Source organism: Vibrio sp. CCUG 15886 (assembly GCF_028570825.1).
GTDB lineage: Bacteria > Pseudomonadota > Gammaproteobacteria > Enterobacterales > Vibrionaceae > Vibrio > Vibrio vulnificus_B.
Genome location: NZ_JAQQBT010000001.1, coordinates 507,432 through 519,102 on the forward strand (window position 1 = coordinate 507,432; position 11,671 = coordinate 519,102).

At 45.9% G+C, this 11,671-nt stretch carries 7 protein-coding genes and 1 tRNA gene; 4 read left to right on the top strand and 4 right to left on the bottom strand.

Annotated features, from left to right (window positions below):
- Positions 1 to 20: 20 nt before the first annotated feature.
- From PQQ36_RS02200 to PQQ36_RS02215, 4 genes are all read right to left on the bottom strand, one after another.
- Positions 21 to 2,855 (bottom strand): hypothetical protein, encoded by a 2,835-nt coding sequence (locus PQQ36_RS02200; RefSeq protein WP_243357182.1) that lies wholly within the window; start codon positions 2,853 to 2,855, stop codon positions 21 to 23.
- Positions 2,856 to 3,090: 235 nt separating this feature from the next.
- A tRNA-Cys gene (locus PQQ36_RS02205) sits at positions 3,091 to 3,164 on the bottom strand.
- A 276-nt stretch (positions 3,165 to 3,440) separates the two neighbouring features.
- The gene (locus tag PQQ36_RS02210; protein ID WP_011081332.1) at positions 3,441 to 3,683 is read right to left on the bottom strand and encodes a hypothetical protein; all 243 of its coding nucleotides are present in this window, start codon (positions 3,681 to 3,683) and stop codon (positions 3,441 to 3,443) included.
- Positions 3,684 to 3,910: 227 nt separating this feature from the next.
- On the bottom strand, positions 3,911 to 4,588 hold the full coding sequence (locus tag PQQ36_RS02215; protein WP_011081333.1) for a MaoC family dehydratase: 678 nt from the start codon (positions 4,586 to 4,588) through the stop codon (positions 3,911 to 3,913).
- A gap of 496 nt (positions 4,589 to 5,084) precedes the next feature.
- Between PQQ36_RS02215 and PQQ36_RS02220 the strand changes: the two genes are divergently transcribed.
- Genes PQQ36_RS02220 through PQQ36_RS02235 form a run of 4 tightly spaced genes read left to right on the top strand, consistent with a single transcriptional unit; the run spans position 5,085 to position 11,641 of the window.
- Positions 5,085 to 9,197, top strand: coding sequence for a response regulator (locus PQQ36_RS02220; RefSeq protein ID WP_273660286.1), 4,113 nt, complete (start codon positions 5,085 to 5,087; stop codon positions 9,195 to 9,197).
- Between the two features lies 1 nt (position 9,198).
- Entirely contained in the window at positions 9,199 to 10,038 is an 840-nt protein-coding gene (locus tag PQQ36_RS02225; protein WP_011081335.1) for a CheR family methyltransferase, read from the top strand.
- Between the two features lie 2 nt (positions 10,039 to 10,040).
- Positions 10,041 to 10,622, top strand: a complete 582-nt coding sequence (locus PQQ36_RS02230) for a chemotaxis protein CheB (protein WP_026130872.1) — start codon at positions 10,041 to 10,043, stop codon at positions 10,620 to 10,622.
- A gap of 2 nt (positions 10,623 to 10,624) precedes the next feature.
- Positions 10,625 to 11,641 (top strand): GGDEF domain-containing response regulator, encoded by a 1,017-nt coding sequence (locus PQQ36_RS02235; protein ID WP_011081337.1) that lies wholly within the window; start codon positions 10,625 to 10,627, stop codon positions 11,639 to 11,641.
- Positions 11,642 to 11,671 lie beyond the last annotated feature (30 nt).

Consider the following 11,671-nt stretch of genomic DNA (forward strand, 5'->3'; position numbering starts at 1 on the left):
TAATTGGTTCTCGCTGCTGTTTAAAACTGACCCGCCACCGAGAAGAAGAACTGATCTTTACCCAGTTCCGAATCAAAGCCATGGGCATACCCTAAGGTGATCGGCAGCACGAGATTGTACCCCAGACGCGTTTCAACCGTGACTGACAAACCCGCTCCACTCAGCTGATTTCTACTCGTTTTTTCACTCCAAGCCGTCCCTGAGTCGGCGAACACCGAAGCTGAAATATCACCCAAACCAATTGGGTAAAGCCCCCAGTTGCGCTCTACGCGTGCTAACCACGTGGTTGCCGTCAGTCGCTGTGTGAAATAACGATCGCCTCTTTGCACGTTTTCATCATATCCCCTTAGAGACTGTGACTCGCGGCCAAACAGGGCATGTTCGTCACTTTGATCAGAGCCGCCTAAACGGAAAGGCTTGGCTTTTTCATCCGCATAGCCACCCGCAAGGCGAAGTGATAATGTGCTTCTTCTAGGCAAATCGAATGTCATTTGCCACTGCGCCTGAAACTTCTCCCCTTGGTAGTCGCTGCTTAGCCAGTCGTTAGTTTCCACAACCGCATCGAGGTAATGCCCCCAACCTACTCCAGGCACATTAAGATAGCTTTCGCGATTATCAAAAGTGACGGCCAGCCCTACCAAGCTTTCTTCTTGCTCTCGATACGGCGTGATCGCACCAAAAGATGGCGCTTTCGCTTCTGAGTCTTTATCCCAGTAAACGCCCGCAGCAACACTGAGTTGGTCTTCAAAAGCAGTAAAGATGTGATTACGTTGGATCAACGCACTGTCACTTTGTTCTATTCGATAGGTTTCTGCTGTACCTTGCTTAAATGTTGTGAAATCGTGTGTACGCGATGCTTGAACGAGCCAACGCGAATCATACAAATACCCCAAATTGAACTGTGCAAGATCGTTTTCAAAATCCCATGACAAACCCAATTGATATTGATGACGACTTAATGCATCGGCACCATTAATGATGAAACCGGCTAATTTTTGATTTTCATCTTGAGCTGCAATCGGCAACCACGTTCTTGGGCGCAAGCTGGACCAAGGAGAGTAGTCACTGATCTCACTTTTTTCCGCTACCTGCTCAACGGGATCGACATAATGATATTGGCCATCTTTGTCGGCAACCGTGAAAGTGGTCACTGGTACCTTGTCCGATTTTTCTTTCAAGGTATAGCCGTTGGCATCATACGATTGATAAACAAAACCTGAATTACGGCGGGTTTGTGGTGTAAACGCGCCACCCACTTCACTGGTCAACTGCTTTATTTCGCCAGACACTATGTCGAGCGAGTAGATGTTAAACACACCGTCGTAATCGGCGCTAAACAGCACTTCACCATCTGGGGTAAATGCCGGTGAATTTTCGACGGCACGAGATTGCGTTAGCGGGGTCCATTGCAACGCGGCTAAGTCAAATTTTTCAAGGTTCCAACCTTCACTCGATCGTTTGACACTCGCCACGATAAAACGAGCATCATGAGACACGGCAAATCCACCTAACACGTCACCCATCGTGCCTTGCCAAATTTGCTGACCGCTTTCTGGTTGTTGCGCATCCATTAACCAAAGTTCACTGAGACCATTCACCTTACGTGTGGCTAAGTAGCGCTGGCCATCAGGGAGCCATTTAGCGCTGCGAAAACGCTGCTTCTCTGTCAACGCTTGCCAACGATCATCTTGATAGAGATAAACATCGCTCAGCACTCGACCATCGGCATAAGCGATAGAGCGCGTCGCCAGCACCCCACTTTGAGGATGGAAATCGAGCGAGTTGATGTTTTTCGTTTTAGTCAGTGAGGCTCCCGCGCGCTCATCACTGCCATCGCCCAACAGCATCAATTCACTCGCATCATCACCATTGTCGACGTTAACCAAAACACCATTGTCCGTTGTGGTAAACACTTGCATAAATGGGGCGGTATATTTCCCCTCACCAATGACGGCTTGCTCCATCATGGTGGCAAGATCGCCTTGGTATTTCTCATATATATGAGCTTGGAAATCAGACCAAAGCTGTTCAAAATCCTTCCCAAACGTTTTTCTCGCCGTGCTGTTGAGCAAAAAGAACGGAATAAGCTTGCGGCTGTAACCCTGCAAAAATTCTTGCACCTTAGCATCACCATAGCTATCGGCTAGGTATTGCACGAAATAGGCACCGTACAAATAGTTGTAGCCTAGCGGCCATTCTCTTGCTGCCACGGCAACTTGGTTGAGATCTTTCACGTTACCAGAGGCGACTTCCATTCTCATTTCCATGTCATAACCAGAGCCTTGCAAGCGCCCATAGCCAGCTTGTTCATTGGTTTCCAGATAAACCGCAAGCCCTTCGAGCATAAAAGAAGGCGTCATGAGGTGAGGATAAAGAAATGGGTTACGACCAAATATTTTACGAAAAACGTTGACCGCGCCGCCGCCCATTTCCATGTGCATGATATGCGCGTACTCATGCTTAATGAGGAGATGCATCCACTCATCGTTATTTTCCAAGCCATTTGCTTCATCTGGTGGACTCATAATCAAACGAATTTGTGGATAAGGCACCACCGTCGCCCAACCGTTTGAATAATCCACCTCGTCCACCAACACCAATTCTGTTTTTTCTTTCGGCTCGTAACCAAAGTATGGCACCAGTTCTTTATGGGATTGTTCAGCCAAATCAAGCGCTCTTGCGGCTTGCTTTTCATGGCCATTTCTAAAGTGGATAACAAAGTGATCCGTCGATTGCGTTAACCATGTCTCGTTTGCTTGATCCCAAGCGACAGATTGCGCGTAGGCTTGAGAAGGAGTCCCTGCCCCCAAAGCGAATAGCGCGGCAAGTGAAAGTGCGAGCGGCGTATATTTCATAGATAATTTTCCATCAGTGCACATAGATAAAATGAATAGAACCAAGTTAATGTACACTGTTTTATTGATTATTCATGTCCCTATTTGTATGGGAATGTATAGAGCAATCAAAAAGATGACAACGTGCGAGCCCCTAAGAGTAGAGCAAACTCTCACGAATCAATTGAAAAAAGGAAAAAGATGAAAAGTGCTTAAATGCAAAAAGCCGACACTCAGTGTCGGCTTTTCTAAATAATGGAGGCGCGTCCCGGAGTCGAACCGAGGTCCACGGATTTGCAATCCGCTGCATAGCCCCTCTGCCAACGCGCCTTACTGTGTTGCCCGTGCTTGTCTCGGGAACGGGGTGCACTTTAACGTATTCTCATGAGAGATCAACTAATAATTTCGTTTCTTTGTGTTGATTGGACAATATCGGATCGATTTGTTGCTTTGTCATACAAAGTGATTTTAAAGCAGCCGACTCTCTTATCTAGGTTCTAGGTTCTAGGTTCTAGGTTCTAGGTTCTAGGTTCTAGGTTCTAGGTTCTAGGTTCTAGGTTCTAGGTTCTAGCAATCATGATTTTCCATCATTCCATACGCAGTTCATCACTTTGATTGCCAAAGATCTAAAAAATATTTTCCGTAAACCACTTCCGTTTGCATGTGAAAAAACAGTAAAGCGCCCACCACGACCACAAATCCCCAATTGAAATAGCGATTCACTTTCGCTCTCACCCGTATATCGAACACGGCCAATTGTATTCCCACAAGTATGAAAGGGTAACTTAGGATCAACAGTAGCAACCATCCCAGATGGGGCGAAATGGCCATGGGTTCAAAACCGATCATATGTACTCCTTGATATAAGTCACTGCTTTGGAGCGTATCAGTTTGAAATTCGGAAATTTTGTAACTTGCGGGCAGTTACGAACAAAGACTGAGTAAAAGACGCACTAATTTAATGCATTCTCAGTATGGGGACATCAGGTTGACGTGGCGGAAAATCGGAAGCCAAGAAAAACGCAATAAAAAAGAGCGCTTTGAGCGCTCTTTATAGAATCGATAGACCCAAAAATTTAAAAATGGAGCTGAATAACAGAAACCACTACAGCAGCAGGACGACGAACGCCTTCGATCTCCACTTTGATTTCACGCTCTATCTCTAACCCTTTTTTGATTGGGGTTACTTTGGTCAGTGTGCTTGAAGCACGTAAGTTATTACCCGATTTCACCGGGTATGGGAAACGCACTTGGTTCAAGCCAATATTCACAACCATCTTCGCCGTCGGGAAGAGGTTATTTTCAGGATTAACTGAATCGGTCAACTTCGGCAATAGAGCCAATGTTAAAAAGCCATGAGCGATGGTGGTTTTGAATGGCGACTCTACCGCTGCACGCTCAGGATCCGTATGAATCCACTGCATGTCTTCTGTCACCAAACCAAATTGATTGATACGCTCTTGATCAACATGAATCCAATCACCAACATGAATCACTTGACCTATTTTTTCACTTAACTCGTTGTAAACAAGCTGCGCTTCTGGTTTGAGTACGATCGGCTCAGGCAATGACACTTCTTCATTCACCGCAGGCTGCTGATGATCGCGTACTTTCGAGAAAAGAAAACTTCCTTGCGCCTTTCCTAGAAAATCACCCCAGTACTCACGAAGAGTTGGAGACATCCAATTAATAAACTCAGAATGATGCGCAGAAAATGCGTCTACTTTGTCTTTAAATAGATTTGTGACTTTCATAAAAACCTTGGTTCATAATCTTCAAACTGGCTATACCAGTTAATTTTGAATTACTTCACATAACCTTGCAAATACTTTCGGGCGCACAACTGTTATCTCAAAGTCAAATAATCCATTAAAAACATAACGATAGAAATAAAACACTATTTTATTGTCTTTAGACAATACGAGTAAAAACTCTAGTTTTATTTACTATTTTGCGTATTTTTGTGCGGTCACAAGTATGCAAAGCCCCTTTCATCACCAAATAATTACGTTCAAATAACATGCCAAACAGCGAGCGAGCTGTTTTCATCCTGTAAACAAGAGAAAAACCGCTTTGATTAACCCAATATTACTCGCACATTCGAGCTCATATATTGAGAACTTTATCAAGTAGTTATTGATTTGAGATACAGAAAACAAGATCCTTATCAAGCCTCGTTGCATGCGTAATTGAACGGATGTCCAAGATAAGAGAAACTTGTTGTATAACAGTAATTATAGTGATGTTGAAATGATTAGCTTTGCGGACTTACGTATTCGTCCTAAATTGATTGCCCTCTTAATAATTTTTGGCATTTTACCCATGGTTTGCGTCACCCTTTTCAGTGGCCGCATGGCATCGGAAGCCCTAATAAAAAAATCCTTCCAAGAATTGCTTGCTATTCAGACGCTAAGAAGCGCCTCGATTGATACCTTTTTTGAAAAACGATTACTCGATATTGGCACTTTAGCTGGCACAGACGAGCTGCGCGATTTCGCGATGGGGTTAACGACAGGGGTTAGCGTCAACTACTCGATTGAAGAAGTCGAAGACTCTGTGATCAGCTCTTTCACCAGCGCCTATGATTACAATGATTTTTTCGTACTCTCCCCAGACAAAGGAAAGATCCTCTACGCTCTGCACGATAAGAGCCGCATCAATGCGAACAGCTTAAGCTACGAAAACACCGATCCGTCACTGGCGAAAGTGTGGGCCAAAACTGTGGCAAAGAGCACGACATATTTTACTGATTTTGCAAAAAGTAAAGCGGCACAAGGGCAATATGTTGCCTACTTTTCTGCCCCAATCCTCGATCACGACGGCAATTTGATTGCCATTGCAGCCATGCAAGTTTCCCCACAGTTGGTGACTAAAATCGTCGACTCGCGAGTCGGAATGGGTGAAACGGGCGAATCGTACCTTTTGGGTCTCGACGCCACCAGCAATCAATTTACCCTGCGATCTGACATCGTTACCATGGGCAATGGCCGCTATGTGGTCGGCTTTCGACTTGGCTACGATCTCGACTATTGGACAGATGCCCGTTCAGCAGGTGACACTGGAGGCCAAGGCACATACATCGACAGTGCTGGCCGCCCTGTTTTGGTCACATTTAATCGTATTCAAGTACCCGGCTACGATTGGTATTTGATCTCAAAGATCAATCAAGATGAAGTCACCACACCAATTACTCGCATCTATCAAGCGCTGACCATTATTACTGCGATGATTTTTGTGTTGATCTGTTTTGTTGCGATCAAATTCTCCAACTCCGTAACTTCGCCCTTGTTGGCCAGTATGGATTTCGCGCAGCACATTGCCAAAGGAAAGCTCGATTCCTCGCTGACTATTGATAGAAAAGATGAACTCGGTGAGTTAGGGAGTTCACTCAATAACATGGCTTCACAGTTGCGTGATCTTGATTGGCTAAAATCGGGGAAAGAAACGCTAGATAATGAACTTCGTGGCGATATTGAGCTGAGCGAGCTGTCTAACCGATTTATTCGTTTTTTCACGCGTCATCTGAATGCCCAATTGGGCGCCTTCTATCTCTTCGAGAATGGGCAACTTGAGTTGAATGCTTCCTACGCGTTTTCTGATCGCGCCGGTAATTTCAATCGCATTCAAATTGGCGAAGGAATGGTTGGCCAAGCCAGCTTGGAGCAACAAGTGATTGCGTTTAACCAAGTTACAGACGAGGCACCCGTTTACAACTTCGCCGCGGGTGATTGTGTTCCAACGCATTTCTTAGCCATTCCACTGTGTGTGGATAAGCAACTGATCGGCACGGTGTTACTCGGCGCTTTCCATGAATTCTCCCCTATTCAGAGACGCTTTATTAACGAAGTCGTGGGCAATTTGGCTATCGTTTTCAACGCCACAAAAGCGCGTTTAGTGATTAAATCCCTGCTTGAAGAGACGCAACAGCAAAAAGCACATCTCAGCAAAGCGAATGAAGATCTCGAAGCGCAAACACAGGCACTGCGCGTCTCGGAAGAAGAACTGCAAGCGCAGCAAGAAGAACTTCGCGTCACTAACGAAGAGCTAGAAGAGCAAACCAAAGTTCTGCGTGCTTCTGAAGCGGAACTGCAAGCGCAACAAGAAGAACTGCGTGTGACCAATGAAGAGTTGGAAGAACGCACTAAAGCGCTAGAATCGCAACAAGTAGAAATGAAGGAGAAAAACGAGGCACTTCATCAGGCGCAACTTGTTGTCGAAGAGAAAGCCAAAGAGCTGGAAATTGCCAGCAAATATAAGTCTGAGTTTTTGGCCAACATGTCCCATGAACTTCGCACTCCACTAAATAGCATCCTGATTTTGTCTCAGTTGTTTGCCAATAACAAAGACGGCAACTTAACAGCGAAGCAGATTGAATCAGCCAAAGCCATTAACTCGTCGGGCTCAGACCTTCTTTCCCTAATCAATGAAATTCTTGACCTATCAAAGGTTGAGGCAGGCAAGATCGATCTGCACATTGAAGACGTGCCCCTACAAACGGTGGAACAAGATCTTCTGAGACTTTATCAAGACATCGCCGATGATAAAGGTTTGGACTTCCAAGTGATTTGCGCACCAAACTTGCCACAAACGCTTGAAACAGACGCTCAGCGTTTACAGCAAATCTTGCGCAACTTACTGACCAACGCCTTCAAGTTTACGCACGAAGGTGCCGTGACATTGAATATGGCCTTGCCTTCTCCTGAACAAGCGAAGCTGCTCGATAAACCTCGTGAAGCGTTGATCGCATTCTCTGTCAAAGATGACGGCATTGGCATTAAACAAGAGCAGCAGTTGGCTATCTTCCAAGCCTTCCAGCAAGCCGATGGCAGTACCAGTCGTAAATATGGCGGTACAGGGCTAGGCCTGTCGATTTCGAAAGAGTTGACGCATTTACTTGGCGGACGTATTCACCTCAAGAGCGAAGAAGGAAAAGGCAGCATCTTTACGGTGATCTTCCCTACTCGTTATGAAGTCAAAGACTCTGAATCGCAACCGACCCTATCGCCGATTAGCTTAGCTCCAATGGAGCCAATGGACGTTGTTGAACGCGAAGAGCCAACGCCTCCTGCTCAAGATGCACCCTCTGTTGAAAAAGAGCCCGTTCCCCAATTGAATGGATTCAAAAAAGCGGACAGCATCAAACAGGACAACGATAGCTATGTCGAAGATGACCGACAAACCGTGGTGCCAGAAGATCGTACTTTGTTGATCATTGAAGATGATCGTGCGTTCGCCAGCGTTATGCGTGATTTTGGCCGCGAACGTGGCTTCAAATGCATTGTGGCGGAAACCGGAGAAACGGGCCTGCACTTTGCTCAGTACTATAAGCCCAGCGCCATCATTCTTGATATCGGCCTACCTGGCATCGATGGCTGGACCGTCATGGAGCGACTCAAAGAAAACCCTGAAACGCGCCATATCCCGGTTCATTTTATGTCTGCCAATGACGCAAACCTCGATGCACTGCGCATGGGAGCAATTGGCTACCTAACCAAACCAGTCGATATGAAAAAGCTCGAAAAAGCGTTTGGTAATATCGAAGATATTCTCTCTAAACCCGTAAAACGTTTGTTGGTGGTTGAAGATGACGCCATCCAACAAGAGTCTATTCGCCAGCTAATCGGTGAAGATGACATTCATATCGTGGCGGTTCCAACTGGTGAAAAAGCACTCGAAGAATTGGAGTCCAATCGCTACGACTGCATGGTGTTGGATCTGGGCTTGGAAGACATGACCGGTTTTGAGCTACTTGAACGTATTCGTCGAAGTGAAACGGCTGCTCGAGTACCGATTATCGTCTACACCGGACGCGAGCTAAGTAAAGAAGAAGAGCGCGAACTCAATCGCTATGCAGAGAGCATTATTATCAAAGGAGTGAAGTCGCCAGAGCGTCTTTTGGATGAATCTGCCCTCTTCCTGCACCGTGTAGAAGCTAACTTGCCTAGTGAGCAACGCGGTATTTTAAGAGCCGTGCACAACAAAGAGTCCGTCTTAACGGGCAAGAAAGTCTTGCTGGTGGATGATGATATGAGAAACGTCTTCGCGCTATCGAGCATTCTTGAAGACAAAGGAATGGACATCGTAATTGCACGCGATGGCGTAGAGAGCCTAGACAAGCTCAAAGAAAACCCAGACATCGATGTGGTGCTCATGGACATCATGATGCCGAAGATGGACGGTTATGAAGCAATGGAAGAGATCCGCAAACAAAAAGTGTATGAAAAGCTGCCTGTCATTGCTTTGACGGCGAAAGCCATGAAAGGCGACAGAAGTAAGTGCATCGAAGCGGGCGCAAGTGATTATTTAGCGAAACCGGTAAATACCGATAAGTTACTTTCAATGTTAAGAGTCTGGTTGTACTGATATGGAAAGCGTCACTGAATTGTCAAACGAACAACTGGAAATTCAGTTGTTACTTGAAGCGATATACCGCAAATATGGCTACGATTTTCGTGAGTATTCGCTTGCCCATACCAAGCGTCGATTAGAGTATCGACGCGCCATCGAGGGCATGTCGAATTATTCGCAAATGCAGCACAAAGTGATCAATGAGCCGCGATTCTTCGACCAAATGCTGTTGGACTTATCCATCAACGTCACCGAAATGTTCCGTGACCCTTGGTTCTATCGACGAGTGCGTGAGGTGATCATCCCGCACTTGCAAACCTACCCTTTTGTCAAAGTGTGGCATGCCGGCTGCTCTGCTGGGCAAGAAGTGTACTCAATGGGCATTTTGTTGGAAGAAGAAGGCATGAAGGATCGCGCGCAAGTCTACGCGACCGATTTCAACGAAGCGATTTTAGAGAAAGCCAAGCAAGGCATTTACCCGATGGACCTGATTCGTCAGTACACGGCCAACTACCAAGCTGCTGGAGGAAGCGCTTCGTTTTCTGACTACTATACGGCGGATTACGACAGCGTAATCATGAAGACAGCCCTGAGAGAGAAAACTTTGTTTACCCCTCACAATTTGGCGACCGATGGCGTTTTTGGGGAAATGAATGTTATATTCTGCCGAAATGTATTGATCTACTTTAATCGTGAGCTTCAAGACCGAGTTTTTCGTCTGTTTTACGACAGTTTGATGCCGGGGGGCTTCCTATGTCTTGGCTCTAAAGAATCAATGCGTTTTTCTTCTATCGCGGACAAGTTTGATCTGGTCTCCGAAAAAGAAAAGATCTATCGCAAGAAACGGATAAGGTAAGCATGGATTGTTGTAGGCACAAATATGAAGCAGTTGTAATCGGGGCATCCGCTGGAGGATTGGCCGCCGTTGCAACGGTATTACAGCGACTTAAGGATTCATTTTGTATCCCTATTTTGTTGGTTCAGCATATCAGTGCCTCTCCTGAGAGTTACATTGCCGCCCATTTTGATAGCAAGAGCCATTTGTCGGTCCATGAGGCAGAAGACAAGCAGCCAATCAAAAACGGCAACATGTACATCGCACCACCCAATTACCATATGATGATAGAGACCGATGGTTGTATCGCACTGTCGGTCGATCCGCCCGTCAATTTTTCACGGCCTTCCATCGACGTGCTGTTCGAAACGGCGGCTGATTATTATAGAAACGCGTTGATCGGTATCGTATTGACAGGCGCTAATTCCGACGGTGCCTTAGGTCTCAAAAAAATCAAAACACTGGGTGGACTAACCCTAGTCCAATCCATTGATAGTGCAGAAGCGAAAGCCATGCCTGCCGCGGCCATGGCTGCCGTTGATGTCGACCACATCCTTTCTTTGGAAGATATTGGTCATTATTTAAATACTTTATGTGATTGCTGAACATGCCTGATAAACCAACCCTACTCATCGTTGATGACAAAATCGAAAACCTACTGACTTTAGAAGGTTTACTAGAATGCTTTGATGTCAATTTGGTGCGTGCCACGTCAGGCGAAGAAGCGCTTGCTCATACCTTAGACCACGACTTTGCCCTGGTCCTGCTTGATGTACAAATGCCAAACATGAATGGCTTTGAAGTCGCCGAGTTGATGCGTGGTAATCGCAAGACGCGCAATATCCCAATTATCTTTGTCACAGCTGCATCCAAGGCCGATGAACACATTTTTAAAGGGTATGAGCATGGCGCTGTTGATTACTTATTAAAGCCGCTGAATACCCTGGTGTTTCAAAGTAAGGTGCGTGTTTTTCTCGAGCTTTACGAGCAGCGACATGCGCTTAAGAAAAAAACCTTAGAGTTCGATCAGAAATTGGCCGAATTGGAAGAGTTGCAGCAGCAACTCGAAGAGACCAACGAACAATTATTATTGCTGTCAACCACAGACAGTTTAACAGGCCTGAATAACCGCCGTCGTTTTGAAGAGATATTCCAAGACGAATGGCACCGCTCACAACGTTCAAGTGTCCCTATTTCGATGATCATTTTTGACATAGACCACTTTAAGAAATACAACGACACCTTTGGCCATCAACAAGGAGATGAGTGCTTACGTATGATTGCGGAAGCCATTCGTAGCATGAAGCTTCGCTGTCTCGACAAAATCGCGCGTATTGGCGGTGAAGAGTTTGCCGTAATATTGCCTGAAACAGAAATGGAAGGCGCGAAACACGTTGCTAACCGCATTCGCACCACGATAGAAGAGCTAAGTATCACCCATAGCCATCATGCAACCTTGCCATACGTAACGGCAAGTCTCGGCGTTTGCTCCATCGTGCCAGAAATCGACACCAACCCACGATTGCTTCTAAAAAAGGCCGATGAAGCCTTGTATCGCGCCAAACGTACTGGCCGCAATCGCATTGCCGAAGCGCAGTTTGATGAGTTGTACGAACAGATCTAACTCGCGTTTTCACTGTTTATATTGAGGGGC